Source organism: Kribbella sp. NPDC000426 (genome assembly GCF_040300265.1).
Taxonomy (GTDB): domain Bacteria; phylum Actinomycetota; class Actinomycetes; order Propionibacteriales; family Kribbellaceae; genus Kribbella.
On sequence record NZ_JBEPDK010000004.1, the window covers coordinates 696,107 to 720,131 of the forward strand.

Below are 24,025 nucleotides of genomic sequence, written 5' to 3' on the forward strand. Positions count from 1 at the left end.
AACACCTCTCTAACAGCTACGTGCGAACCGCCACTCTCCAACCGAGGACAGTGCGGCAGGCCAGGTAGATGAGGAACGAGATCGTGGTCACGTATGGACTGATCGGCAGGCTGCCGCCGAGGGCGAGCAGGATTCCTCCGACCAGGGAAACGGTCGCGAAGATCACGCTCAGTACCGGGACCAGCCACGGAGAGGTTGCGACCCGCAGCGCGGCGGCCGCGGGCGTCACCACGATGCTCAGGACGAGCAGGGCGCCCACGATCTGGACCGAGATGGCGACCGCCAGGCCGAGCAGCACCATGAACACCAACGACAGGACCCGCACCGGGACACCTCGAGCCGCCGCCTGCTCCGGGTCCGAGCTGGCGAACATCAACGGCCGCCAGACGATCAGCAGCCCGAGCAGTACGACGACGCCCGTGACGATCAGCCAGGACAACTGCGGCGTGTCCACCGCCACGATCTGCCCGGTCAGCAGGCCGAACTTGTTCGCCGCACGACCCTTGTACAGTGCCAGGAACAGCACGCCGAGGCCCAGCCCGAACGGCATCAGCACCCCGATGATCGAGTTCCGATCACGAGCACGACTTCCGAGTACGCCGATCAGCATCGCGGCGATGATCGAACCGGTCAGCGAGCCGGCGACGACGTTCACGCCCAGCAGCAGCGCACCAGAGGCGCCCGCGAACGACAGCTCGCTGATGCCGTGGACCGCGAACGGCAGGTCGCGCATCATCACGAACACGCCGATCAGGCCGCCGACGATACCGAGCGCCACCCCGGCGATGATCGAGTTGCGGACCAGCGCCAGCAGTTCACCGTAGTTGGTGAAGTTGAAGATCTCGTGCCAGACAGTTGCCGTCAGCACCGACCTCACCCGGCCCGCAGGATCGAGGTGTGATGCGTGTCCTCGGGGACGCCGGCCACCAGTACGCGCCCGCCGGAGCGGACCACCTCGACCGGCGACTGGTACAGGTCGCTCAAGGTCGACGACGTCATCACCTCGTCGACCGTTCCCGTCCGGAAGCGCCCGTTGGCCAGGTAGAGCACGCGGTCGACGTACGGTAGGACCGGGTTGATGTCGTGGGTGACGAAGACGATCGCGGTGTCGTGCGTACTGCGCCGGCGGTCGACCAGGCCGGAGATCGTGCGCTGGCTGTTGAGATCCAGCGACAACAACGGCTCGTCGCAGAGCAGCAGCTTCGGGTCGGAGACCAGCGCCTGCGCGATCCGGACCCGCTGCTGCTCGCCGCCGGACAGCTGCCCGATCGGACGGTCCGCGAAGGCGTCAGCGCCGACCGACTCGAGCAGCTCGTCGATCCGCCGGCGGCGCCGCGGGTCGGGTCGGCCGATCCCCCATCGATGCCCGTCCAGGCCCTGGCCGACCACGTCCCGGGCCCGGAGCGGCGTCAGCGTGTCGATCCGCCGGTGCTGCGGCACGTACCCGATCTGGGTGCTGCCACGGTGGGGCGGCGCGCCCGCGACCTCGACGGACCCGGACATCAGCGGATGCAGACCGAGAACGGCCTTCAACAGACTGGTCTTCCCCGATCCGTTGGCGCCGAGGATGGCGAGGAACTCCCCCGCCCGAAGGCTCATCGTCAGGCCGCCCCACAACCGCCGCCCGCCGTACCCGAACGATGCCTTCTCGAACCGCAGGACGTCCATCAGGCCAGAGCCGAACGGATCGCGTCCAGGTTGGCAGTCATCCAGCCCAGGTAGTCCTTGCCGTCGGGCAGCGTCTCGGTCACGGGTACGACGGCGATGCCGCTCGCCTTCGCTGCCGCGAGCACCTTCTCCGTCTCCGGGCCCGACGTCTGCTCGTTGTACGCCAGCAGCTTGACCTGCTTCGCGCTGAACAACGTCAGCGTCTGCTGCAGCACCGCCGCCGGAACGTCCGTCCCCTCCTCGATCGCCTCGCTGAACTCGCCCGGCGTCTTGTTCACCAGCCCGCAGGCAGTCAACAGATAGACCGGCACCGGCTCGGTGATCGCGGCACCGTCGCCGGTGTGCGCCGCCTTGATCGAGGCCTCGGTCGCCTCGAGTTGCTTCACCTTGCCGGTGAAGGCCGCGGCGTTCGCGGCGTACGTCGAACTGTTCGCGGAGTCGACCTCGGACAGGGTGGACGCCAGTTGGGCGGCCAGCTTCTCCATGGTCGGGAAGTCGTACCAGACGTGCTCGTTGAGTTCGCCGCCGGCGGGCGCCTTGTGCCCGGAGATGCCGACCACGTTCAGGACCTTCGCCGAGGTGTTGCCGGCCGACTTGAGCATCGTGTCCATGAAGTCGTCGTAGCCGCCGCCGTTCTCGATCACGACCTTCGCCTTCGACAGCGAGAGCTGCGTCTGCGCGTTCGCCTCGTACGAGTGCGGGTCCTGGTCCGGGTCGGAGATGATCGACGTCACCTCGGCCTTGTCCCCCGCGATCTGCTTCACGATGTCGCCGTACACGTTGGTCGACGCAACGACCTGCACACCGGTCTTGGAGCTTGCCGTGGCGGTCTCGTCGGCCGCCGACGAACTACACCCGGCCAGCACTGCCAGCGCCGCGGCACAGGCCAGGAATCCAACAGAACTACGCAGCCTCACAGCGCACCCGTCCCTCATCGCCAATTGATAATGAAAACCATTCCGGAGACAAGGTAGCACTCTGCCCGGGACTGAGGACAGCTGCGGTTCGGTTCTCAGCGACGGACGGCGGGGAGCTGGACCGTGACGCGGAGGCCACCGGACGGACGGGCGGCGAGGATCAGGATTCCGTCGTGCGCCTGGGTGATGCTGTTGACGATCGCGAGGCCCAGGCCGACGCCGGCGTGGTCGGTGCGGATCCGTCCGCCGCCGCGCTGGAACGGCTCGATCAGGGTGGAGACCACGGGGGCGGGGATGATCTCGCCGGTGTTCTCGACCGTGAGAACCACGGTCTTCGGGTGCAGGGTCGTGGTGATCCACACGGCGCCGTCCGCGGGCAGGTTGTGGACGATCGCGTTGTGGACGAGGTTCGTGGCCAGCTGCAGCAGCAGGGTGTGCGAGCCGACCATCGGGGCCACGTCACCGGAGGTTTCGACCGTCAGACCGCGCTTTTCCGCGAGTGGGAGGAGCGTCTCGACGGCCTCCTCCGCAACCAGCGACAGGTCGACGTCGCCGCGGGCGAAGGTCCGCTGGTTGGCGCGGCTGAGCAGCAGCAAGGCTTCGGTCAGGTCGATCGCCCGGCTGTTGACGAAGTCGAGGCGGTCGACGAGCTCGGCGGGATCGCGGTTCGGGTCCTTGCGGGCCACGTCGAGCAGGGTCTGGGTGATCGCGAGCGGGGTCCGCAGTTCGTGGGAGGCGTTGGCGGCGAACCGCTGCTGTTCGGCGTCGTGTGCCTCGATCCGCTCGAGCATCGTGTCGAACGCGTCGGACAGCTCGCGGAACTCGTCCTGGCGACCCTCCAGCTGGATCCGGTGGGACAGCGATCCGTTCGTGGCCAGGCGTGCGGCGTTGGTGATCCGGGTCAGCGGCGCGAGCATGCTGCCGGCCAGGATCCAGCCGCCGACCAGACCGGCGATCAGCAGCAGCGTCAGCATCAGGATCGCCTTCGGCACGAACGCGTCGAGCAGCGCGGCACGGTCCGGACCGCTCATAGGCGCCCGCGGAGCCATCCGGGCGGGAACGTAGCGCAGCAGGAACACCCAGACGACCGCGAGCAGCCCGGCGCCGGCGAGCATGATGACCGCCGCATAGCTGAGCGTGAGCTTGAGCCGGACGCTCAGCCCCGGCTCCCTAGCCACGCTCGCCTTCCTCGGGCGTGTCGATGCGATAGCCGACACCTGCCACGGTGGTGATGATCCACGGTTCGCCGAGGCGTTTGCGCAACGCGGAGACAGTGATCCGTACGGCGTTCGTGAACGGGTCGGCGTTCTCGTCCCAGGCCCGCTCGAGCAGCTCTTCGGCGCTGACGACACCGCCTTCGGCCCCGACGAGGACCTCGAGTACGGCGAACTGCTTGCGGGTCAGCGCGACGTACCGGCCGTCGCGGTAGACCTCGCGGCGGAACGGGTCCACCCGCAGGCCGGCGATCTCGCGCACGGGCGGCCGGTTGTGGCCGCGGCGGCGGTCGAGGGCTCGCAGCCGCAGTACCAGCTCCTGGAGCGCGAAGGGCTTGGTCAGGTAGTCGTCGGCGCCGAGCTCGAACCCGGACGCCTTGTCGTCGAGCCGGTCGGCCGCGGTCAGCATCAGGATCGGCATACCGCTGCCGGAGGCAACGATCCGTTTCGCGATCTCGTCGCCGGACGGGCCGGGGATGTCGCGGTCCAGGACGGCGATGTCGTAGCTGTTGATGCCGAGCAGTTCGAGCGCGGTGTCGCCGTCGCCGGCGATATCGGCCGCGATCGCCTCCAGGCGCAGGCCGTCGCGGATCGCGCCCGCCATCTCCGGCTCGTCCTCGACCAGCAGCACCCGCATACTCCCGATGCTACGAGGTCGAACGTATCGTCCGTATATCGAATTCCCCATACGTACCGGCAACACCGCGCTGCCTTGACTGGAACCATGACTCGAGCGGCAATTGGTGCGCCTGGCAAGGATGACGGCGCCGTCCCGGCCGGGGTGACGGTGTTCGACGACGACTACCCGGCCGTGGCCAACCTCGACCCGGCGCTGCTGACGGCGCTGCGCAAGGCCGCTTCGGACGCCTTGGAGGACGGCGTCACCTTCTATGTGAACAGTGGCTGGCGCTCTCCGGAGTACCAGAACGAGCTGTTGCGCGACGCGATCGTGAAGTACGGCTCGGCGGAGGAAGCGGCTCGATGGGTCGCGACGCCGGATACGTCCCAGCATGTGCGCGGCGGGGCGGTCGACATCGGGCACTCCGAGGCGAAGGCGTGGCTGGCGGAGCACGGGGCGGCCTACGGGCTGTGCCAGATCTACCGCAACGAGCCGTGGCATTACGAGCTTCGGCCGGACGGATGCGGGCCGATGTACGCCGACCCGACGCACGACCCGAGGATGCAGCGGTGACCCTGACCGTCACTCGTATCAGCCCTGGCGATCATCAGGCATTCGTCGAAGCGCAGCGGTCGGTCAGCTTCCTGCAGATCCCGGAGTGGGGCGCCGTCAAGACCGAGTGGCGCAGCGAGTCCCTCGGTTGGTACGACGGGCGTCGGCTCGTCGGCGCGGGCCTCGTGCTGCATCGGCCCGTGCCGCGGCTGGAGCGGTACACGCTGGCCTACCTGCCGCAGGGGCCCGTGATCGACTGGAACGGACCGCTCGACGAGTGGATCGACCCGTTGGCGAAGTACCTGAAGGCGCAGGGAGCATTCGCGATCCGGCTCGGACCGCCCGTGCGTACGGACGTCTGGAGCGCCGCGGAGGTCAAGTCGGGGATCGCGGATCCGGAGGTCAAGCGGCTCACGGGGCGGGGCGGGGATCCGGTGACGCGATGGCTCGAGGGGGCGGGGTGGCTGGCGCAGAGTCCGGAGGACGGGTTCGGCGACGGGCAGCCGCAGTACATCTATGAGCTTCCGCTGGCCGGGCGGACCGAGGACGACGTACTCCGAGGGATGAACCAGCAGTGGCGGCGCAACATCAAGAAGGCCGTGAAGGAGGGAGTGGAGGTCTCGGTCGGCACCGAGGTGAAGGCGTTCCACGACCTGTATGTCCACACTGCCGAGCGCGACCGATTCACACCGCGGCCGCTGCCGTACTTCGAGAACCTGTTCGCCGCGATGAGCTCGGCCAAGTTGTACCTGGCACACCACCAGGGTGAGCTGGTGGCCGCGACGATCCTGGTCCGCGTCGGCGCTCATGCGTGGTACCTGTACGGCGCTTCGTCGACGTCGAAACGCGAGGTGCGCGGATCGAACGCGTGCCAGTGGGCGATGATCCGGGACTCGCTGGCCGCCGGGTGCGACGTGTACGACCTGCGCGGCATCACGCCGACGCTCGATCCGCAGGACTCCCATGTCGGGCTGATCCAGTTCAAGGTCGGCACCGGCGGGCAAGCGGTCCGGTACGCCGGCGAGTGGGACCTCCCGCTGCGCCCGATGGTGTACCGCGCCTTCGACCTCTACATGAAACGGCGCCGCCGATGAACATCCGACCCGCAACTCCTGCCGACGCGACCTGCGTCAACGAACTCCTGGACCAGCTCGGCTATCCCCAGGACGGCGCAAGCGAGACCGCCGACCGGATCCAGGTCTGGGCAGACAATCCGGCGCTGGCCGCGTACGTCGCGGAGACGGACGGCAACGTACTGGGCGTGGTAGCGGTCCACGTCGCCCCGTTCTTCCAGCGCGACGGCTCGTGGGCCCGCATCGTCGCCCTGGTCGTGTCCACCCAGGCCCGACGCCAGGGCATCGCCACCAAACTCATGGCCGCTGCGGAATCCTTCGCAACCGCCCGTGGCTGCGTCCGCATCGACCTCAACAGCGCGAACCACCGCCGCGACGCCCACGCCTTCTACCAGCACCACGGCTACGCCGACCAGACCGACGTCTCGACCCGCTTCCTCCGCCCGCTACCGGAGCCGAGCTGATGTGGCGATTGCTTCAGCGACTTCTTCGAGATGAGCTTCGCGCGAGGCTTTGACCAGGACCACGTCGCCCGTGGCGAGGGTCTGGCGCAGCCAATCGATGGCGGCGTTGTTGTCGGGCAGTGCCACCGCGTGCTCCCCCGCGCCGGCCGCGATCGCGCGTGCACCCTCGCCGACGGCGATGACGACGTCGGCGCGGGTGGCGGCGTACTCGCCGACGATGCGGTGCTCGGACTCGCTCTCCTCGCCCAGCTCGAGCATCTCGCCGAGCACGGCGATGCGACGTCCGCCCTCTATCACCGCCATCGCGTCCAGGGCGGCGCGGGTCGAGTCGGGGTTGGCGTTGAAGGAGTCGTTCAGCAGCGTGATGCCGCCGGGCACCTCGCACAGTTCCATCCGCCACTTCGACAAGGAAGTGGTGGCCAACGCAGCCGCAGTCATCTCGATCGGTACCCCGATGGCCAACCCAGCCGCTGACGCAGCCGCCGCGTTGAACGCCTGGTGCGCGCCCACCAACGGCAGTACGACGGACGCCACGGCATCTGCGGTCCGCAAGGTAAAGGAGGGCCGCCCGAGGCGATCGAGGGTCAGGTCGAGCACACGTACGTCGGCGTGCTCCGCCCGGCCGAAGGTCAGCACCGGACCATCCGTCAGCGCTCGCATCGCGATGACCCGCGGATCATCGGCGTTCAGTACGGCGGTCCCACCCGGCGCCAGGCCCTGCACCAACTCGCCCTTCGCCGTGGCGATCGCGCCGCGCGAGCCGAACTCACCGAGATGGGCCTGCCCGACGTTGAGCACGACAGCCACCGCAGGCGGGACCAGGCTTGCGAGGTGAGCGATGTCGCCCATCCGCCGCGCACCCATCTCGATGACAAGGAAGCAAGTCGCAGCGTCGGCGCGCAGGATCGTCAGCGGTACGCCGAGCTCGTTGTTGAGCGAGCCGATCGTCGCGACCGTCGGCCCCACACTCGAGAGCACTGCGGTCAGCAGGTCCTTGGTGCTGGTCTTGCCCTGCGAGCCGGTCAGGCCCACAACAGTCAGCCCGTCGCTTAGCTGCACGCCGACGTGAGCAGCGAGGGCTTGAAGGGCCGCCTGTGCGTCCTCCACGACGATCGTCGGCAAGGCTGTGGGACGTGAGCCGAGGACAGCCACCGCACCGGCCCGGCCGGCCTGCGCGGCGTAGTCGTGGCCGTCGGCATGCTCACCGGCGAAGGCGACGAACAAGCCACCGGGCTCCGCCTCGCGACCGTCGAGTACGGCGGGCGCGGTCACCTTCACGGAGCCGTCACCGGCGACCGTTCCGCCGACGACCGTTGCGATCTCATCGAGGCTGAGCGGGATCATCCGCCTAGTCAACCGAGCCCTGGATATCGTCGGCATATCAAAAACCGCATACAGTCTGGCAACGCAACGCTTCCTTCACTGGAGGCATGACTCACAACTCGCTGGCGTCCTGGTTGTCGTCTGCGACCCTCCCGGACCTCGCCCTGACGATCTACGGGTGCCGGCCGGACGAGGCTGCTCTGTTCCGGGAGCTCGCTCCGCGTCTCGGCGTCGTCCCGACGATCACCGAGGCGCCCGTGTCCGAGGCCACCGTCGAACTTGCCCACGGCAAGCGATGTGTCAGCGTCGGGCACAAGACGCCCATCACCAACCCGACGCTGCTGGCCCTCGCCCGGGCCGGCGTCGCGTACATCTCGACGCGGAGCATCGGCTACAACCACCTCGACGTCGACTACGCGGACAGCGTCGGCATCACCGTCGAGAACGTTGCCTACTCCCCCGACAGCGTCGCCGACTACACGCTGATGCTGATGTTGATGGCGGTTCGCAACGCGAAGTCGATGATCCGCCGTACCGACATCCACGACTACCGGCTGAACGATGTCCGCGGCAAGGAACTGCGCGACCTGACCGTCGGAGTCGTCGGCACCGGACGCATCGGTGCGGCCGTGATCGACCGGCTGCGCGGCTTCGGCTGCAGAACCGTTGCCTATGACAACCGTCCGGCGACGTCGGCCGACTATGTCCCGCTAGACGAGCTGCTGCGCGTCAGCGACCTCGTCACGTTGCACACCCCGCTCACCGACGACACCCGCCATCTGCTCGGCCGTCGGCGGATCGAGCAGATGAAGCCCGGAGCGTACGTCGTCAACACCGGCCGCGGCCCGCTGCTCGACACCGAGGCGCTGCTCACCGCGCTCGAGGACGGACGGCTCGGCGGCGCCGCGCTGGACGTCCTCGAAGGCGAGGACGGCATCTTCTACACCGACTGCAGCAACGAACCCGTCGACAGCAAACAACTGCTCAGACTCCAGGAACTGCCGAACGTGATCGTCAGTCCGCACACCGCGTACTACACCGATCACGCCCTCAGCGACACGGTCGAGAACTCGATCATCAACTGCCGGACATTCGAGAACAGGAAGCAGCAGTGGATATGAAGATCGGCATCATCTTCGGAGGCCGCTCCGAGGAACACCCCATCTCGGTGAAGTCCGCGCAACAGGTCGCGGAGAACATCGACCCCACGAAGTACGAACCGTTCTACATCGGCATCACCACCGACGGCGCCTGGAAACTCTGCGAGAGCCCGGCCACGGATTGGGAGAACGGCGCCTGCCGCCCGGTGATGCTGTCACCGGACTGCACCTCCCCTGGGCTGCTCGTGCTCGACGACGGGAAGTACGAGACGATCGACCTCGACGTCCTCTTCCCGGTCCTGCACGGCAAACAAGGCGAGGACGGCGCGATCCAGGGACTGCTCGAGCTCTCCGGCCTTCCGTACGTCGGTTGTGACATCCAGAGCTCGGTGCTGTGCATGGACAAGTCCCTCGCGTACACCGTCGCGGCGAGCGCCGGGATCGCGACGCCGAACTTCTGGACGTTCACAGCGAGCCAGGCCATCGATCCCGACCAGTTCATCTACCCGATCTTCGTGAAGCCGGCCCGCTCGGGCTCGTCCTTCGGCGTCAGCAAGGTCGCGAGCAAGGAAGAGCTGCCGGCCGCCGTCGAGGCCGCCAGAAAGTTCGACTCGAAGGTGCTGATCGAGGAGGCCGTCGTCGGCAGCGAGATCGGCTGCGCGATCCTCGGCAACGATCCCGAGCTGCTCGCCGGTGAGGTCGACCAGATCGCCCTCTCGCACGGCTTCTTCAAGATCCACCAGGAGAGCACGCCGGAAAGCGGCTCCGACAACTCGACGGTGATCGTCCCGGCGGACATCCCGGCCGAGTCGCGCGCGCTCGTTCAGGAGACGGCGAAAGCCATCTACCGCGCACTGGGCTGCCGTGGTCTGTCGCGTGTGGACATGTTCCTGACGGCGGACGGAACCGTCGTACTGAACGAGGTCAACACGCTTCCCGGTATGACGTCGTACAGCCGGTATCCCCGGATGATGGACGCCACCGGCCTGTCCCGCACCGAGGTCATCGACCGGATGCTGTCGCTGGCACTGGCGGCCAAGGCTCGGTGAACGAACGCCCGCCCCGGCCTGCGATGCTCACGGTGATCGTGGTTGCCACCCTGCTGCTGATCGGACTGCTCAAATATCACTCGCCCTGAGACATAGGATCCCGGTATGGCGACGCGACTCGTGCAGGCTGTGATCAAGGCTCAGGACAACTCCGCGCTGGGGCGGTTCTGGGCGGAGGCCCTCGGGTGGAAGGTCACCGGCGACAAGCCCGAAGAAACCAACCTCGAGCCCGAGGGAGTGACGTATCCCGACGCCAGTGCCGTGGTCGTCGACCTGATCCCGGGCGTGCAGCCCAAGACGGGTAAGAACCGTGTCCACCTCGACCTGGCCACCACCTCCCTGGATCACCAGGCCGCGCTGGTCGCGCGACTGCAGGGGCTCGGCGCAACCCCCGCCGACGTCGGCCAGGGCGACGCGCCGTGGACGGTCCTCGCCGACCCGGAGGGCAACGAGTTCTGCGTGCTCGAGCCCCGCGAGATCTACAGCGACACCGGCCCGATCGCCGCGGTCGTCGTCGACTGCGTGGATCCGCACCTCATGGCCCGCTTCTGGAGCGAGGCGACGGACTGGACCCTGCACGAAGAGACCGACGACTTCACGTCGCTGCGCTCGTCGAAGGGTGTCGGCCCGTACCTCGAGTTCCTCCGCTCGTCCGAGCCCAAGACCGGGCTCGACCGCATCCACCTCGACCTCCGCCCGTACCCGGACGACGACCCGGCGGTAGAGGTCGCCCGGCTGGAAACCCTCGGTGCCAGCAAGCTCGACATCGGCCAGGGTGACGTCTATTGGACAGTCATGGCCGATCCCGACGGCAACGAGTTCTGCGTCCTCACCCCGCTCTGACGCCGAACCACGTCGTCAACGCGGTCACGAGATCAGCCTCTCCTGACCAACACAGCAGTCCGTCGGGGCGGATCAGCAGCGCGTCGTGCTCTCCGTCCGGTTTGACCTGCAGTACGTCTACCCGGTCGGCCCAACCCTCCGGCCAGTCACAGTCGCCGAAGTCGAGCAGCAGACCGCGGCCCGAGTGCAGAAGCGACGACAACCAGACTGGTCCGTCACCGGTGACGAGCTCGAAGTCCGGGATCCGGTCCGGCGCGTCGAGCCCGGACATCATGCCGGCGAGGTAGCGGTTGGTGTCGGGCAGGCGCATCAGGTCCGTGAAGATCTCCCGCAGCTCGACGACGTCCTCGCTCGGCCCGGGCAGGGCGAAGACCCGCTGCGCCGCGGTATGACGCAGTACGCGCGCCGCGACGGGATGCCGCTCGGTCTGGTACGTGTCGAGCAGGTCCGCCGTACCGCGGACGGCGGCCGCCAGCTTCCACCCGAGGTTGAACGCGTCCTGTACGCCGAGGTTCAGCCCTTGCCCGCCGAACGGCGGGTGGATGTGCGCGGCATCCCCCGCGAAGAGGATCCGCCCGAACCGGTACGACTCCAGCTGCCTCGTCGCGTCACCGAACTCGGACGAGTTCAGCACCTCGGCGATCCGGGTCTCCTCGCCGTACAGAACGTTGAGCGCGTGCGCCGTCTCGTCCGGCGACGCGACCCCGTCCCGGCCGAACGTGAACCGGTACTTCCCCTCGCCGACCGGCACGAGCATGCCCCAGTACTCACCGGCCTGCTTGGTCATCGTGCTGAAGTGACCCGCGGTCGCCGGCACCTCGTCGGACACCGACGACAGCCGTACGTCGGTCAGCACCGCGCGGAACGTCCCCGGCCGGCCCGGGAACGGTACGTCGAGCAGCTTGCGGACGGTGCTGTGCGCTCCGTCGCACGCCACGAGATACCGAGCCCGGAAGACCTCGCCGCCGGCCGTCACCGTCACCCCGTCGGAGTCCTGCGAGACCGCGCTGACGTCGAGGCCACGACGCACTCGAACTCCTCGTGCGATCGCCGCGCTCTCGAGCTCCTCCTCGACGATCCACTGCGGCACTGAGATCGGGTACGGATGCCGGGTGTTCCACGCAGACGCGTCGAGCGACACCGGCAGCCCGGCGAAGTGCCCGCCGACCTGCTCACGCGGCAGCTCACGGGCCTGGATCGGGCCGAGCAGTCCGCGCAGGTCCAGCACCTCGGCCGTACGGGCCTGGAGCGAGCCGCCCTTCGTCTGCTCGATCCGCGTCTCCAGCCGCTCGACGACGGTCACGTCGACGCCGGCCAGCGCCAGCTCGTAGGCCAGCATCAGCCCGGTCGGCCCGGCACCTGCGATCAGTACGTCCATGAAAACTCTCCCCAGTGCAAAAGTAGACTAAGTGCAGATTAGCACTCGGTGCTACGCTCCCGCCATGGCGTTGCGTGAACGGAAGAAGCTCCGGACCCGGGAGGCGATCTCGACGGCGGCCATCGAGCTGTTCGTCGAGCACGGCTTCGACCAGGTGTCCATCACCCGGATCGCGGAGGTCGCGGATGTGTCCCGGCGTACGCTCTTCGCGTACTTCCCGACCAAGGAGGACCTCGTCGTCCACCGCTTCGCCGACCACGAAGACGAGCCGGCCCGTGTCGTCCGCGCTCGCCCCGCCGGCCAGTCACCGCTGGCCGCGCTGCACACCCACTTCATCGAGCGCCTCCGCGCCCACGACCCGTTCACCGGCCTCACCGATCTCCCGCAGGTGATCGACCTCTACCGGCTGCTGCGCGCCACGCCGGCCCTGATGGCGCGCATGCTCCAGTTCAACGAGAACTCCGAATCCGAACTGGCCTCGGCCCTGCACGAGACCGCCGGGACCCCCGAACTCACCGCCCGGCTGGCCGCCGCACAGATCACCTCGGTCCACTGGACCCTGGCGATGACGAACTTCGACCGCTGCGCGTCCGGCACCCCCGCCCCGAAAGCTCTGCCCACCGCAGTCAAAGCCGCCAACCAAGGCTTTGCCCTCCTCTCCTCCGGCCTGGCTCCACTCTGGCCAACCACTCCGGCCAACTGAGGCACCACAGAAGGGTCACCATGAACGCGATGCAGAAGTTCTCCCTCGAGGGCAAGGTCGCTCTCGTCACCGGTGGCAGCCGGGGTCTCGGGCGCGCGATGGCCGAGGCGCTCGGCGACGCCGGCGCCGCGGTCGCGGTCACCGCGCGGACGCTCGCCGCCGCCGAAGCCGCCGCGGCCGAGCTCACCGCGCTCGGCATCCGGGCGTACGGCGTCCAGCTCGAGGTGTCCGACGTCGAGGACGTGGAGCGCGCGGTCGAGCAGGTCAGCAGCGAGTTCGGCGAGATCGACGTGTTGCTGAACAACGCCGGGATCGGGGTCGCCGGTCGCGCGTTCGAGACGCCCGACACCGCGTGGCACGAGGTGTTCTCGGTCAACGTCGACGGCCTCTGGTACTGCAGTCGTGCGGTCGCCCGCCGGATGGCCGAGCGCGGCGGCGGGACGATCGTGAACGTCGGGTCGATGTCGGCGGAGATCGTGAACCAGCCGCGCTGGCAGGCGTCGTACCTGTCGTCGAAGGCCGCAGTACACCAGCTGACCAAGGCGCTGGCGGCCGAGTGGGCGCCGCACGGGATCCGGGTGAACGCGATGGCGCCGGGGTACTTCCTGACCGAGATGTCGCCGGTCGACCAGCCCGAGTTCAAACAGTGGTGCGTCGATCCGGCCGCGATGAAGCGGTACGGGCTGCCGCCGGAGTTGGGGCCGGTGGCAATCTTCCTGGCGAGCGAGGCGTCCAGTTTCATGACCGGCTCTATCGTCAAGGTCGACGGCGGCTTCACACTGTTCTGATGGTCACCATAGGCATCGTCGGCGCCGGTCTGCGCGGGAGGCTGTTCGCCGAGGCACTCCATACCCAGCCCGACGTCACCGTCGCCGGTCTGGCCGAGCCCTCGGAGCGGGTGGCCGCGCAAGCCCGAGCGGCCACGGGACTGCCCGTCGTCTCGTCACATGTCGAGCTGCTCGAGAAACTCGACCCGGACGCCGTGATCGTGGCGACCCCGGACTTCGCCCATCGTGAGGTTGCTGTCGACGTGGCCGCGGCCGGCAAGCATCTACTGATCGAGAAGCCGGTCGCCACGAATCTCGACGACGCCCATGCCATCGCCGAAGCGATCCACCGCTCGGGCGTGCGATGTCTCGTCGGCTTCGAGAACCGATGGAACCCGCACGTGGTCCAGGCCAAGGCGGCGATGGATTCCATCGGCGACCCGATCACGGCGTCAGCCACCCTGAGCAACTCGTACTTCGTGCCGACCACCATGCTGTCGTGGGCCGCGAAGTCGTCGCCGGCCTGGTTCCTGATGCCGCACACCGTCGACCTCATCCTCTACCTCACCGGCCGTCGGGCCGTGTCGGTGAACGCGGTCGGCTCTCGTGGCGTGCTCGCCAAGCGCGGTATCGACACCTGGGACGTCGTCCATGCGCTGGTCAGCTTCGAGGACGGATCGACAGCGACACTGTCGTCAGCGTGGACGCTGCCGGATGCCGGGGACGGGATCGTCGACTTCCGGTTCCAGGTCGTCGGCACCGAGGGATCAGTGACTGCGGACCTGTCGCACCAGGGCTTGACCGTCGTCAGCGACAAGTACCGGTCGACCTGGCCGGTCGCGGGCCGGATCGGCCGGTCCCAGGTCGGTCCCGCGGTGTGGATGGTCCAGGACTTCGCGGCAGGGCTCGTCGACGGCGGCGACCTCGGGCCGGGAATCGATCACGGCGTACTGGTCACTGAACTCATCTGCGCGATCGAGGAGTCGATCAGCTCCGGACAGACTGTGCAGCTTCCGGCTCCGCAGCCCTGACCAGCCACCAGCGGCGTGATGCGAGTGCAGCCAGTCCGGCGCCGGCGGTGTTGAGCAGTACGTCGTCCACAGAGGACACCCGGTCCAACTGGAAGACGTACTGCGACACCTCGATCGCGATCGAGCAGCCCGCCGCGAGCGCCAGGATCCGAGGTACGGACGCCAAGGCCGCGAACCGCAACGGGGCGAGGAACCCGAGCGCTGCGAACACGAACAGGTTGCCGACGATCTGAGGGCCCGGCATCGTGACCAGGTCGTGCAGCGGTACGAGGCTCACGCGTCGAGGTGCGACACCGGCGTGGCTGCCCGGTATCAGCGTCATCCACACCCACGGCAGCGTCCCGTAGACGATGCCGACCTCAGCCACCGCGATCCGCCACGGACGTCCGCGGCGCACCAAAGGCACCACCAGCGCGGCCACCGGCAGTGCGAGCACCGTCAGGAAGGCGACGCCGGTGAGCGTGTCGACCCAGTGCCACCCTCTGATGATCTCGCTACCTCCGTCTGTACCGGCCTCCAGTGAAGGCACCGTGGTGTTGCCGGAACGTATGCGGTTTCGGATATGCGAACGATATGCGCCGCCCGGTAGCGTCCGGTGTATGTATGAGCTCACCGGGGAAGCAGGTCATGCATAGGCAGCCCGGGTTGAGCGTCCGCCTCAAGCTCACCCTCAGCTACGCAGCGTTCCTCATGCTTGCGGGCACCCTGCTCCTCGCGGCCGTTTGGCTGTTCCTCCTGCGGTACGTCCCCGAGCGCGCAGTGCTGACCGTCCCGGACGGCACGGCCGGCAGCAGCGTCTTCCCGGTCCGGTCGCGGCTGCTGGAGGTATTCGCGCCGCGGGCTGCCGCGGTGTTCATCCTGCTGCTGATCTTCGGCCTGCTCGGCGGGTGGATCCTCTCGGGCCGCATGCTCGCGCCGCTGACCCGCATCACCAACGCCACGCGTCTGGCCGAGAACGGTTCGCTGTCCCACCGGATCAAGCTCGAGGGACCGACCGACGAGTTCCGTGAACTCGCCGACGGTTTCGACCGGATGCTCGCGCAGCTCGAGGCGCATGTCGCCGAACAGAAGCGGTTCGCGGCCAACGCCTCCCACGAGCTGCGGACGCCGCTCGCGATCACGCAGACGCTCCTGGACGTCGCCATCAACGACCCCGACCGTGACAGCGGCGACCTGGACGAACGCCTGCGTGCGATCAACACCCGCGCGATCAACCTGACCGAGGCGCTGCTGCTGCTCAGCCGCGCCGACCAACGATCCTTCACCCAGGAACGGGTCGACCTCTCGCTGATCGTCGAAGAAGCCACCGAGACCCTGCTCCCGTTCGCGGAGAAGCGCGGCATCACGATCGAGACCGCCGGCGAGCTCACGCCGACCGCGGGTTCGCACACGCTGCTGCTCCAGCTCGCGACGAACCTCATCCACAACGCGATCGTCCACAACCTGCCGGAGCACGGCACGATCGCCGTCACCACCGCGGCCCGCTTCGACACGGTCGTCCTGACCGTCGAGAACACCGGCGAGATCCTGAGCCGGCAACTGGTCACCACGCTGACGGAACCGTTCCAGCGCGGCGCCCGGACCCATCAGCCGGGCGTCGGTCTGGGCCTCGCGATCGTCAAGAGCATCACCGAGGCCCACAACGGCACGCTCACCCTGATGGCCCGGCTGGGCGGCGGCCTCCACGTGACCGTCGCCCTCCCGGTCGACCAGGACTGAGTCACTCCCGCGCGAGCTGCCTCGCGTTCGTCCGGGCGACCTCGATCACCGCGCTGGCGTCGCCGTTCAGCACACTCCGGGTCGCCCACAGGGTGAAGCCGGCCGCCTGGTTCAACTCGATCCGCGGCGGGATCGCGACCTCATGGCGCAACGTCCGTACGTCGACCAACGCCGGCCCGCGGTGCGCGAACGCCTCCTTCAGTGCGCCGTCCAGGTCTCTGGCGGTGTCCACCCGGATGCCGTGCACACCGACCGCCCGGGCCACCGCCGCGAAATCCGGGTTGTCCAGGTCCGTTCCGTAGTTGACGATGCCGTCGGCCTTCATCTCCAGCTCGACGAAACTGAGCGCACCGTTGTTCAGCATCACGATCTTCACCGGAAGCTGCAGCTGGCGCAGCGTCAGCAACTCCCCCATCAGCATCGCCAGCCCGCCGTCGCCGGAGAAGGCAACGACCTGACGGTCCGGGAACGCGGACTGCACACCGAGAGCCTGCGGCAGCGCGTTGGCCATCGTGCCGTGGATGAAGGAGCCGATCAGCCGCCGCCGGCCGTTCATCCGGAAGTACCTCGCGGCCCACAGCGTCGGCGTACCAACGTCAGGGATGAGTACGGCGTCGTCGTCGGCCAGCCGGTCGACCGCCGCCGCGACCGTCTCGGGGTGCAGCGGGCGCCGGCGCCGGCCGGGCTCGGCCAGCTTGTCGAACCGGCGACGGGTCCGTTGGTAGTGCGCGGTCATCGTCTCCAGATGCTTCACGTCCGCCCGCGCCGCGAGCCGCGGCAGGAGGGCTTCGACCGTGTCCTTCACCGTCCCGACCAGCGGTACGTCGACCGGCACCCGCCGGCCGATCTGCTCGCCGCGGACGTCGACCTGCACGATCCGCGCGTTCTCGGGGAAGAACGGCCGGTACGGGAAATCGGTGCCGAGCATCAGCAACGCATCGCAATGCTCCATCGCGCGATACCCCGAGACGAAGCCGAGCAGACCCGTCATGCCCACGTCGTACGGATTGTCGTACTCGACGAACTCCTTGCCGCGTAAGGCATGCACGACCGGCGCCTTCAACCGCTCGGCGATCGCGACCACCTCGTCGTGCGCGCCCTGGCACCCGGCCCCGGCGAGGATCGTGACCGCGCCGGCCGAGTTGAGCACGCCGGCCGCCGCCACCAGCTCCGCCTCGGCAGGCAGCACCCGCGCGGACGTTGCCCGGATGCCATGCACCGCGCCATCAGGTGCCGCCGCCTTGAACACCTCGCCGGGTACGACGACCACCGCGACGCCTCGCCGTTCGATCGCCGTACGCATCGCTACCCGGAGGATCCGCGGGAACTGGTCAGCGGTGCTCACCAGCTCGACGTACACGCTGCACTCGCGGAACAGGTCCTGTGGATGGGTCTCCTGGAAGTACCCGCTTCCGACCTCCGCCAACGGGATGTGCGCGGCGATTGCCAGCACCGGCACCCGGCTGCGCTGGGCGTCGAACAGACCGTTGATGAGGTGCAGGTTGCCCGGCCCGCAACTCGCCGCACACACTGCGAGCTCGCCGGTCGTCGAAGCTTCTCCTGCCGCTGCCAGCGCGGCAGCCTCCTCGTGCCGGACATGCTGCCAACTCAGCCCGCCGTCGCGACGCAGCGCGTCCGTCAGCCCGTTGAGGGAGTCACCCGGCAATCCGTACACGCGCTTGACCCCGGACGCCTTGAGCGTGGCCACCAGCAGATCGGCGACAGTCATCACGCGGCTCCTTCGAAGATTCCGCGGGGGACGGTCATCGAGACCAGCCAGTTCGGGAGGTCGACCAGCTCGCTGATCTTCAGGTCGCCGGCCACGCTGCACAACGCGTACGCCTCATGCATGCTCACGCCCTGGTCGGTGACCAGCCAGTCGATCATGTCGCGGACGGCGCTCTTCACGTCCTCCATCAGGTCCGGACCGGCGCCGGTGGTGATGTAGTACCCCTGCGCGGCCATCTCGGCGGACATCGCCCGCTGGGTCGGGTCCGCCGCCGGCACGATCGCCCGCGGCGCGCTGATCACGGTGTTCTTGATGACCTGGAACCGCAGGGTCGCCGACATCAGCGTCTCGATGGCGGTCCCCGAGATCTCGCCGTCGCCCTGCGCCATGTGCCCGTCGCCGGCCGAGAACAGCGCGCCCTCGGCGTACACCGGAAGCTGCAGCCGGGAGCCCGAGGTGATCTGGCGTACGTCGATGTTGCCGCCCATCCCGCCGCTGAAGCTGGGCGGGAACGTGCGGTACATGCCCTTGCGCATCGGCGCGTTGCCCATGATCCCGAGGAACGGCGCGATCGGGATCTGCGCCCGCGTCCCGGTGTCCGAGCCGACGAACGTGGCGTAGCCGGACGACTGCCCGCGCTCGAACCGGTAGAGCTGCACGTACGCCGCGCCGGTGCCGAACGGCTGGTCCGCCGGGATCGCCGACGGCACCCGGCCGGGACTGGGATCGCTCAGCTGTGCCGCCTCGATCCACGGGGCGAAGACGCCGAGGACGTCCGGGCGCAGGGTCCCGAACAGACCGAGAGCGGGGCTGACGGTCGTGTAGCCGAAGTCGACCAGCGGGCTGACGTCGAGCACCTCGACCTCGAGGATGTCCCCCGGCTCGGCGCCCTCGATGTGCACCGGGCCGGTGAGCGGATGGATCCTGCCGAGGTCGAGCGTCATCGATCCGTCCGGCGTCAACGTCTGCGCCTGATCACCGATGTCGAGAGCGTCGCGGCACAGCAGCTGGATCTCCTCGCCCGGACGGACCGTCACGGCCGGCTCCAGGTCGCGGTTCCAGCGGTTGTGCATTACCTGCCCGTACCCGTCCAGGACGCGGTCCCCACGCGGAGCGGCAACGGTCTCCGGCGTACCCGATCCGGCGATGTCGACCGTGCCGAGCCCGCCCTCGCCGGCCAACTGGGCGAAGCTGGCGGCGGCCTCAGGGCCGACCCCGGCCTGGACATGTACGGCGTCGCTGGCGGTTGCCGAGTGAGCGAAACACATAGGTCTTCTTCTCCTCCCGGATGCGTTCCGCTCCGACGATGCTCCGCGCTACCGGTCTCCCGCACCCGGGTCACTCCCTGGTCTGACGCACCAGGGTTCGCGGCCCTGATACCAGTCGGTCAGCAGCAACCGGGAGCGCATGCGCCGGGTCTACAGTGACGAACATGCGAGCTGACATCGTGCCCGGCGCAGTGTTCCCCGACTACGAGCTGCCCGACCAGGACGAGGTAGTACGCAGGCTGAGCGACCTGCAGCGTGAGGATCCGATGATCCTCACGCTTGCGCGCGGCCACTACTGCCCCAAGGAGCACCAGCAGCATCTGGAGCTTGCGGCGTTCTACCCGAAGATCGCGGTCAGCTACACGCAGATCGTGACGATCGCGACCGACGAACACCACACACTGCAGGAGTTCCGGGCCTCGGTCGGTGCCCAATGGCCGTTCCTGTCCGACCCGGGACGGATCGTCCAGCGGGATCTCGCCATCCAGGAGTACACCGACCCGGACAACGACCCGATGATCCCTTACACGCTCGTGCTCAAGCCCGGACTAGTTGTCCACAGCATCTACAACGGCTACTGGTTCTGGGGCCGGCCGACGATCGCGGAGCTGTGGCAGGACCTCCGCGCCGCGAGCAGCGAAGTTCGTCCGGACTGGGATCTGAGCAAGCCCGGGCTGCGGGAGGCCTGGGACAGCGGTGACCACAGCGCCTTCCACGGATGGAACAAGCGCCCTACCGGCTGATGTCGTCGTACAGCCGGACTGCAGCGAGGAGGCCGTCCGTGCCGCGTTCGAAAACCGCGAGACCTGCCTGCGGCGGTCCGTCGACGTTGTACTCCAGCGCGCAGCCGACGCCGTCGTCAGTGACAGCACACGGCTGTACGGCGGTTGCCCCGGCGTCGGCGTAGAACGCGCGGAGGCCGTCCGCGCCGCGGTGGACGTTGTCCATCGGCTCCTGCACGTAGCCGTCCGACTCGAAGGTCTTGACGATGGACTCGACATCACCACCGGCCAGCGCGTCCAGATGCCGGGCCACGACATCGGTCGCCTCGACGGCGCCGGCTTCCAGGAAGGCCGGCCGCAGGTGGCGCAGTCCGTCGACCGGCCACTGGCTGCAGTACGTCCGGAACTCGACCGAGCGCTCGTCCAGCGACTCGGCGACCACCGCGACCGGCCACGCCACCTCCTCCCCCTCGTGCACGACGTGGACGAGCAGCTCGACCGCCGCCCGCCCGTCGACCGTGATCGAGCCGGCCACCTTCAGCCGGGCGTGGTGCGCGGCCATCCACTCGCGGTTGCTGTGGATGAATGCGTGCAGGTCACGATGCCCGCGAATCTCCCCGGCTCGCGGATCGTGCACGACCACGTCTCCGGGCCAGGTCCGCTCCAGCGCGCCCGGCGCGTCGTCGTACAGAGCCTTCAGGTACTGCGCGACAGGATCTGCCTGCTCCCGCGCCCGGGCATCACGACGGGCCAGCTCGATCGCGGTGGAGAACTCCGGGAACCACGGCATGATTCACGGTACGACAGACGACCGGTACGCCGCACGCATGTCCTTCAGCAGGGCCACGTCGCGCGCGTGCGTCGGCGTCTCGACCAACAGCGGGATGCCGTCCAGGCCCTCCAGCACCTGCTCCAGCGCGCCCAGCCCGATCGTGCCTCGGCCGAGCGACTCGTGCCGGTCGCGGCGCGACCCGGCGGGATCACGGCTGTCGTTCACGTGGATCAACCCGACCCTGTCCGCCACCTGCCGGACGGCGCTCAGATCCTCGCCGGCCGCATGCAGGTGGCAGGTGTCGAGACACAGCCCGATCTCCGGCTCGCCCAGAGCGTCCAGGTACTCCACGCTGCTCTCGATCGTCGACGCGGCCGCCTCACCGGCACCGGCCGTCGGCTCGATCAGCAGCCGTACGTCGTGCCACCGGTGGGCGATCGGTACGACGAGATCACGCAGCCCACGGAGTACCTCGGCGCGCCGTCCGTTCGTCACCATCGACCCCGCGTGGACGACGACCGCGGTCGCGCCGAGCGACGTCGCGCGCTGCATGGTCAGCTCGAGGGCGGCCGTCGAGCGGCTCAGCACCAGGTCCGACGGCGAGCAGAGGTGATCAGGTGCGGCGCGTGGACGACGACCGGGAGGTCCCGCTCGGCGCTCGCCGTACGGAACGCCTCGTCGGCCGCCGGGTCCACCGCAGCCGGCGTCCAGCTCCGGGGGTTGCCCGCGAACAGCTGGACGATCTCGGCGCCGACCGCCGCGGCCTCCCCCAGCCCGACCTTGACCAGCCCACCGGCGACCGCGACATGTGAACCGATCCGCACTCTCGTTCCCTCCCGGTTCGCATTTTTGACTTAAGAGTACAGAACCCTAGGATGAAGGCGTGGCGAGACCCATGACATTCGACGCGGAGCAGACCATCGACCGGGCGGTGGAGGTCTTCTGGCAGCGCGGCTTCGGTGCGACGACCCCGCAGAACCTGGTCGACGAGCTCGGCATCGGCAAAGGCAGTCTGTACAACACGTTCAAGAGCAAGCACCACCTGTTCCAGCTGGCCATCCGTCGGTACAGCGCCCATCGCGCCGCCGAGCTGGCCGAGACTCTCGACGGACCGGGGCCGGTGCGTCCCAAACTGCGGACGGCGATGCGGAACCTCGCCGGCGTCGGCGAGCACCAGCTCGGGTGCCTGATCGTCAACTCGGTCGCCGAGCTCGGCAGCTCCGACGATGCCGTCGCGGACGTCTCGAAGGAGATGTTCGACCTGGTCCAAGAGGCGTTCCGGGCCGCGATCGAACGCGGTCAGGCCAGCGGCGAGCTGATCCCAGGCCGTGATCCCGTCGACGCCGCGAGCGCTCTCCTGGCGGTGGTGATCGGGACCAACGTGCTGGCCAAGGCCGGGCGCGCTCCGGCCCAGCTCACCCGTCTGCTCGACGCTGCACTGATCGACATCTGATGAGTGCCGCCGATCGCCGCTGGGCGGCGTTCCGTTACCTGGGCCCCAACTGGTACGCCGCGATCATGGGGACGGCCATCATTCCGGGCGCCGGCATCACGCTGCCGCACCAGTTCCCCGGCGCGTTGCGGGTCTGGCAGGTCTTCGCCGTACTCGCGTTCCTCGAGCTCGTCGCACTGGTAGTTGCCCGCGGCATCCACTGGTACTTCCACAGCGACCAGGCCCGCGCCGACCTGCTCAACCCGACCGTTGCGCCCTTCTACGCATGCATTTCGCTGGCGTTCCTGGCCACCGGACTGATCTGCTACACGGTCGGGCACACGTTCCTGCCGGACGGCCTGGCCCTCGGTCTGAGTGCGACGTTGTGGACCATCGGCACTGTCGTCGGCCTCGTCTGCGCGGTGGGGCTGACGCTGCTGATGATCATCAAGCACGACCTGAGCATCATCGGCCAGTCCCCCGCGTGGCTGCTGCCGCCGACCGGGACGATGGTGTCGGCAGCCTTCGCCCTGCCGCTGCTCCAGCACCTGCACCCGGGCCAGGGCAAGGCGCTGTTCGTCATCTGCCTGTACGCGATGTTCGGGCTCGACCTGCTCATGACGATCGTGGTCCTGCCGCTCGTGCTGCAGCGGCTCTTCGTCCACGGCCCGCTCCCGATCCAGGCGATGCCGATCCTGTTCATCGGCATCGCGCCATTCGGGCAGGGCGTCAACGCACTCGGTAACCTCGGCGATCAGGCGACGCAGGCCGGTCTGCCCGCGCCGTTCGACACCGGCTTGCAGACGCTGTCGATCGTCGCCGGGATGAGCGTCATCAGCCACCACACCGGGATCGAGGCGCTCGGCTGGTTCACCGTGGCCATGTACGTCGGCCTCTGCGCGCTGTTCCTCTACACGTGGCCCCAGACGTTCTGGGGCCTCGTCAAGCGCAGACTGCCCGCCGCACCGGCCTGAGCTCAGGTCTTCGCCTTCCGCGCCCTCGGCTTGCGGACGACGGGATGACTGCCGTTGCCGTTGCCGTTGCCGTTGGTACCGCCGTTGACCTGAGTCTCGGGCTCGGCGGCGAACGGGATGAACGGCATCGTGAGCGGTAACGCCGCCAGCCGCATCAGCAGTAGGACGTTGTCGTCGCCGGCGGTCTTGTTGAGCCGCAGGCGCCCGCAGTTGGTGCACCTGTGGATGAGGACCCAGCGGCCCTCGCCGCGGACCGTGACCGCGATCGGCTCCATGCCGCCGGAGCAGTCCGCCTTGCGATCACCCGGCACGTTGCGGTCGAGATGACGCGACCACAGGCAACTCGGGCAGTGATTTCGATGGGTGGTTCCAGGGGCGTCGAGGGAGACCTCTACGCCGCAGTGTTCACAACTGAACGAACGTGCGAAAGCCAAACCGATGAACCTTTCAGAGCAAAGCTGCAGGACAGAACAGACATCGGCTCTCCTCCTCCCGGTCCGCACCGGCCGTTCCGGCGCACCAGCCTCCCAGCAGATCAGCCGGCGCCTGCCTCAGTCAATCGATTAACTCCGGACACCTCGCGATATTGGTTGCCAGGAGCAACTTCACGGTCTCGGAATCGCCTTGTAAATCAAGCGATTGACCCTCAAGCCGGGGTCCAGATTTTCGAGACGTTGGAGTCCGACACGCCGTTTCAAGCCGCGAACC

The 24,025-nt window shown here is 68.3% G+C and carries 27 protein-coding genes; 13 read left to right on the forward strand and 14 right to left on the reverse strand.

Translation table 11 applies throughout. From position 1 onward, the window contains the following. Positions 1-16 precede the first annotated feature (16 nt). The 5 genes from ABT313_RS22580 to ABT313_RS22600 all read right to left on the reverse strand — a co-directional run bounded on the left by ABT313_RS22580 (position 17) and on the right by ABT313_RS22600 (position 4,436). Complete coding sequence (locus tag ABT313_RS22580) at positions 17-865, reverse strand: metal ABC transporter permease (protein ID WP_350857834.1); 849 nt, start codon at positions 863-865, stop codon at positions 17-19. 8 nt (positions 866-873) lie between these two features. After that, positions 874-1,668: a metal ABC transporter ATP-binding protein gene (locus ABT313_RS22585; protein WP_350857013.1), complete on the reverse strand. Its 795-nt coding sequence runs from the start codon at positions 1,666-1,668 to the stop codon at positions 874-876. Beyond that, positions 1,668-2,585, reverse strand: a complete 918-nt coding sequence (locus ABT313_RS22590; protein ID WP_350857016.1) for a metal ABC transporter solute-binding protein, Zn/Mn family — start codon at positions 2,583-2,585, stop codon at positions 1,668-1,670. Before ABT313_RS22590 ends, ABT313_RS22585 begins: the two co-directional genes overlap by 1 nt. Positions 2,586-2,680: 95 nt before the next feature. Next, positions 2,681-3,763 (reverse strand): sensor histidine kinase, encoded by a 1,083-nt coding sequence (locus ABT313_RS22595; RefSeq protein ID WP_350857019.1) that lies wholly within the window; start codon positions 3,761-3,763, stop codon positions 2,681-2,683. Next, the gene (locus ABT313_RS22600; protein WP_350857022.1) at positions 3,756-4,436 is read right to left on the reverse strand and encodes a response regulator transcription factor; all 681 of its coding nucleotides are present in this window, start codon (positions 4,434-4,436) and stop codon (positions 3,756-3,758) included. Before ABT313_RS22600 ends, ABT313_RS22595 begins: the two co-directional genes overlap by 8 nt. A gap of 87 nt (positions 4,437-4,523) precedes the next feature. Between ABT313_RS22600 and ABT313_RS22605 the strand changes: the two genes are divergently transcribed. Genes ABT313_RS22605 through ABT313_RS22615 form a run of 3 tightly spaced genes read left to right on the forward strand, consistent with a single transcriptional unit; the run spans position 4,524 to position 6,507 of the window. Continuing rightward, the gene (locus tag ABT313_RS22605; protein WP_350857025.1) at positions 4,524-4,991 is read left to right on the forward strand and encodes a M15 family metallopeptidase; all 468 of its coding nucleotides are present in this window, start codon (positions 4,524-4,526) and stop codon (positions 4,989-4,991) included. Then, positions 4,988-6,064 (forward strand): lipid II:glycine glycyltransferase FemX, encoded by a 1,077-nt coding sequence (locus tag ABT313_RS22610; protein WP_350857028.1) that lies wholly within the window; start codon positions 4,988-4,990, stop codon positions 6,062-6,064. Before ABT313_RS22605 ends, ABT313_RS22610 begins: the two co-directional genes overlap by 4 nt. Next, positions 6,061-6,507 (forward strand): GNAT family N-acetyltransferase, encoded by a 447-nt coding sequence (locus ABT313_RS22615; protein WP_350857031.1) that lies wholly within the window; start codon positions 6,061-6,063, stop codon positions 6,505-6,507. The genes ABT313_RS22610 and ABT313_RS22615 overlap by 4 nt, the downstream gene beginning before the upstream one ends. On the opposite strand, the gene ABT313_RS22620 is transcribed toward ABT313_RS22615, so the two are convergent. Next, on the reverse strand, positions 6,490-7,851 hold the full coding sequence (locus tag ABT313_RS22620; RefSeq protein WP_350857034.1) for a UDP-N-acetylmuramoyl-tripeptide--D-alanyl-D-alanine ligase: 1,362 nt from the start codon (positions 7,849-7,851) through the stop codon (positions 6,490-6,492). The two genes, ABT313_RS22615 and ABT313_RS22620, sit on opposite strands and share 18 nt — an antisense overlap. An 86-nt stretch (positions 7,852-7,937) precedes the next feature. Between ABT313_RS22620 and vanH the strand changes: the two genes are divergently transcribed. The 3 genes from vanH to ABT313_RS22635 all read left to right on the forward strand — a co-directional run bounded on the left by vanH (position 7,938) and on the right by ABT313_RS22635 (position 10,822). Beyond that, entirely contained in the window at positions 7,938-8,951 is a 1,014-nt protein-coding gene (gene vanH / locus ABT313_RS22625; RefSeq protein WP_350857037.1) for a D-lactate dehydrogenase VanH, read from the forward strand. Beyond that, on the forward strand, positions 8,948-9,979 hold the full coding sequence (vanA, locus tag ABT313_RS22630) for a D-alanine--(R)-lactate ligase (protein WP_350857040.1): 1,032 nt from the start codon (positions 8,948-8,950) through the stop codon (positions 9,977-9,979). Before vanH ends, vanA begins: the two co-directional genes overlap by 4 nt. 105 nt (positions 9,980-10,084) lie before the next feature. Further along, positions 10,085-10,822 carry a VOC family protein gene (locus tag ABT313_RS22635; protein WP_350857043.1) on the forward strand — a complete coding sequence of 246 codons (738 nt, stop codon included), beginning with the start codon at positions 10,085-10,087 and terminating at the stop codon, positions 10,820-10,822. Here ABT313_RS22635 and ABT313_RS22640 read toward each other — a convergent pair. Then, positions 10,809-12,200 (reverse strand): FAD-dependent monooxygenase, encoded by a 1,392-nt coding sequence (locus tag ABT313_RS22640; RefSeq protein WP_350857045.1) that lies wholly within the window; start codon positions 12,198-12,200, stop codon positions 10,809-10,811. The genes ABT313_RS22635 and ABT313_RS22640 overlap by 14 nt on opposite strands. Positions 12,201-12,264: 64 nt before the next feature. On the opposite strand from ABT313_RS22640, the gene ABT313_RS22645 reads away from it, so the two are divergent. Genes ABT313_RS22645 through ABT313_RS22655 form a run of 3 tightly spaced genes read left to right on the forward strand, consistent with a single transcriptional unit; the run spans position 12,265 to position 14,701 of the window. Beyond that, positions 12,265-12,903 (forward strand): TetR/AcrR family transcriptional regulator, encoded by a 639-nt coding sequence (locus ABT313_RS22645; RefSeq protein ID WP_350857048.1) that lies wholly within the window; start codon positions 12,265-12,267, stop codon positions 12,901-12,903. Between the two features lie 29 nt (positions 12,904-12,932). Then, the gene (locus ABT313_RS22650; RefSeq protein ID WP_350857051.1) at positions 12,933-13,691 is read left to right on the forward strand and encodes an SDR family NAD(P)-dependent oxidoreductase; all 759 of its coding nucleotides are present in this window, start codon (positions 12,933-12,935) and stop codon (positions 13,689-13,691) included. After that, entirely contained in the window at positions 13,691-14,701 is a 1,011-nt protein-coding gene (locus tag ABT313_RS22655) for a Gfo/Idh/MocA family protein (protein WP_350857054.1), read from the forward strand. Before ABT313_RS22650 ends, ABT313_RS22655 begins: the two co-directional genes overlap by 1 nt. Here ABT313_RS22655 and ABT313_RS22660 read toward each other — a convergent pair. Further along, positions 14,658-15,230, reverse strand: a complete 573-nt coding sequence (locus tag ABT313_RS22660) for a VanZ family protein (protein ID WP_350857056.1) — start codon at positions 15,228-15,230, stop codon at positions 14,658-14,660. The two genes, ABT313_RS22655 and ABT313_RS22660, sit on opposite strands and share 44 nt — an antisense overlap. 98 nt (positions 15,231-15,328) lie before the next feature. On the opposite strand from ABT313_RS22660, the gene ABT313_RS22665 reads away from it, so the two are divergent. After that, the gene (locus tag ABT313_RS22665) at positions 15,329-16,420 is read left to right on the forward strand and encodes a sensor histidine kinase (protein WP_350857059.1); all 1,092 of its coding nucleotides are present in this window, start codon (positions 15,329-15,331) and stop codon (positions 16,418-16,420) included. 1 nt (position 16,421) lies between these two features. Here ABT313_RS22665 and poxB read toward each other — a convergent pair whose 3' ends face one another. Next, positions 16,422-18,149 carry a ubiquinone-dependent pyruvate dehydrogenase gene (gene poxB / locus ABT313_RS22670; protein WP_350857062.1) on the reverse strand — a complete coding sequence of 576 codons (1,728 nt, stop codon included), beginning with the start codon at positions 18,147-18,149 and terminating at the stop codon, positions 16,422-16,424. After that, on the reverse strand, positions 18,149-19,417 hold the full coding sequence (locus ABT313_RS22675; RefSeq protein WP_350857065.1) for an acetamidase/formamidase family protein: 1,269 nt from the start codon (positions 19,415-19,417) through the stop codon (positions 18,149-18,151). The genes poxB and ABT313_RS22675 overlap by 1 nt, the downstream gene beginning before the upstream one ends. A 164-nt stretch (positions 19,418-19,581) precedes the next feature. Between ABT313_RS22675 and ABT313_RS22680 the strand changes: the two genes are divergently transcribed. Continuing rightward, positions 19,582-20,160: a redoxin domain-containing protein gene (locus tag ABT313_RS22680; RefSeq protein WP_350857068.1), complete on the forward strand. Its 579-nt coding sequence runs from the start codon at positions 19,582-19,584 to the stop codon at positions 20,158-20,160. Here ABT313_RS22680 and ABT313_RS22685 read toward each other — a convergent pair. From ABT313_RS22685 to ABT313_RS22695, 3 genes are read right to left on the reverse strand one after another with little or no spacing between them, the layout of a single operon-like run. Then, a complete protein-coding gene (locus ABT313_RS22685) occupies positions 20,150-20,929 on the reverse strand; it encodes a nuclear transport factor 2 family protein (RefSeq protein ID WP_350857071.1) in 780 nt (259 codons plus the stop codon). The genes ABT313_RS22680 and ABT313_RS22685 overlap by 11 nt on opposite strands. A 3-nt stretch (positions 20,930-20,932) precedes the next feature. Beyond that, a complete protein-coding gene (locus ABT313_RS22690) occupies positions 20,933-21,499 on the reverse strand; it encodes a TIM barrel protein (protein ID WP_350857074.1) in 567 nt (188 codons plus the stop codon). Continuing rightward, on the reverse strand, positions 21,493-21,735 hold the full coding sequence (locus tag ABT313_RS22695; RefSeq protein WP_350857076.1) for a hypothetical protein: 243 nt from the start codon (positions 21,733-21,735) through the stop codon (positions 21,493-21,495). Before ABT313_RS22695 ends, ABT313_RS22690 begins: the two co-directional genes overlap by 7 nt. A 59-nt stretch (positions 21,736-21,794) precedes the next feature. Here ABT313_RS22695 and ABT313_RS22700 point away from each other — a divergent pair, with 59 nt between their 5' ends. Next, complete coding sequence (locus tag ABT313_RS22700) at positions 21,795-22,364, forward strand: TetR/AcrR family transcriptional regulator (protein ID WP_350857079.1); 570 nt, start codon at positions 21,795-21,797, stop codon at positions 22,362-22,364. Beyond that, on the forward strand, positions 22,364-23,317 hold the full coding sequence (locus ABT313_RS22705; RefSeq protein WP_350857081.1) for an SLAC1 family transporter: 954 nt from the start codon (positions 22,364-22,366) through the stop codon (positions 23,315-23,317). The genes ABT313_RS22700 and ABT313_RS22705 overlap by 1 nt, the downstream gene beginning before the upstream one ends. A 2-nt stretch (positions 23,318-23,319) precedes the next feature. On the opposite strand, the gene ABT313_RS22710 is transcribed toward ABT313_RS22705, so the two are convergent. After that, positions 23,320-23,820, reverse strand: coding sequence for an RNHCP domain-containing protein (locus ABT313_RS22710; RefSeq protein ID WP_350857084.1), 501 nt, complete (start codon positions 23,818-23,820; stop codon positions 23,320-23,322). Positions 23,821-24,025: the final 205 nt, after the last annotated feature.

Excerpts from the sequence above, each read along its gene's own strand:
- ABT313_RS22585 (WP_350857013.1), bottom strand. The coding sequence starts at position 1,668 with ATGGACGTCCTGCGGTTCGAGAAGGCATCGTTCGGGTACGGCGGGCGG.
- ABT313_RS22600 (WP_350857022.1), bottom strand. The coding sequence starts at position 4,436 with ATGCGGGTGCTGCTGGTCGAGGACGAGCCGGAGATGGCGGGCGCGATC.
- ABT313_RS22605 (WP_350857025.1), top strand. The coding sequence starts at position 4,524 with ATGACTCGAGCGGCAATTGGTGCGCCTGGCAAGGATGACGGCGCCGTC.
- ABT313_RS22615 (WP_350857031.1), top strand. The coding sequence starts at position 6,061 with ATGAACATCCGACCCGCAACTCCTGCCGACGCGACCTGCGTCAACGAA.
- ABT313_RS22620 (WP_350857034.1), bottom strand. The coding sequence starts at position 7,851 with ATGATCCCGCTCAGCCTCGATGAGATCGCAACGGTCGTCGGCGGAACG.
- vanH (WP_350857037.1), top strand. The coding sequence starts at position 7,938 with ATGACTCACAACTCGCTGGCGTCCTGGTTGTCGTCTGCGACCCTCCCG.
- vanA (WP_350857040.1), top strand. The coding sequence starts at position 8,948 with ATGAAGATCGGCATCATCTTCGGAGGCCGCTCCGAGGAACACCCCATC.
- ABT313_RS22635 (WP_350857043.1), top strand. The coding sequence starts at position 10,085 with ATGGCGACGCGACTCGTGCAGGCTGTGATCAAGGCTCAGGACAACTCC.
- ABT313_RS22640 (WP_350857045.1), bottom strand. The coding sequence starts at position 12,200 with ATGGACGTACTGATCGCAGGTGCCGGGCCGACCGGGCTGATGCTGGCC.
- ABT313_RS22645 (WP_350857048.1), top strand. The coding sequence starts at position 12,265 with ATGGCGTTGCGTGAACGGAAGAAGCTCCGGACCCGGGAGGCGATCTCG.
- ABT313_RS22650 (WP_350857051.1), top strand. The coding sequence starts at position 12,933 with ATGCAGAAGTTCTCCCTCGAGGGCAAGGTCGCTCTCGTCACCGGTGGC.
- ABT313_RS22655 (WP_350857054.1), top strand. The coding sequence starts at position 13,691 with ATGGTCACCATAGGCATCGTCGGCGCCGGTCTGCGCGGGAGGCTGTTC.
- ABT313_RS22665 (WP_350857059.1), top strand. The coding sequence starts at position 15,329 with ATGCATAGGCAGCCCGGGTTGAGCGTCCGCCTCAAGCTCACCCTCAGC.
- poxB (WP_350857062.1), bottom strand. The coding sequence starts at position 18,149 with ATGACTGTCGCCGATCTGCTGGTGGCCACGCTCAAGGCGTCCGGGGTC.
- ABT313_RS22675 (WP_350857065.1), bottom strand. The coding sequence starts at position 19,417 with ATGTGTTTCGCTCACTCGGCAACCGCCAGCGACGCCGTACATGTCCAG.
- ABT313_RS22680 (WP_350857068.1), top strand. The coding sequence starts at position 19,582 with ATGCGAGCTGACATCGTGCCCGGCGCAGTGTTCCCCGACTACGAGCTG.
- ABT313_RS22685 (WP_350857071.1), bottom strand. The coding sequence starts at position 20,929 with ATGCCGTGGTTCCCGGAGTTCTCCACCGCGATCGAGCTGGCCCGTCGT.
- ABT313_RS22705 (WP_350857081.1), top strand. The coding sequence starts at position 22,364 with ATGAGTGCCGCCGATCGCCGCTGGGCGGCGTTCCGTTACCTGGGCCCC.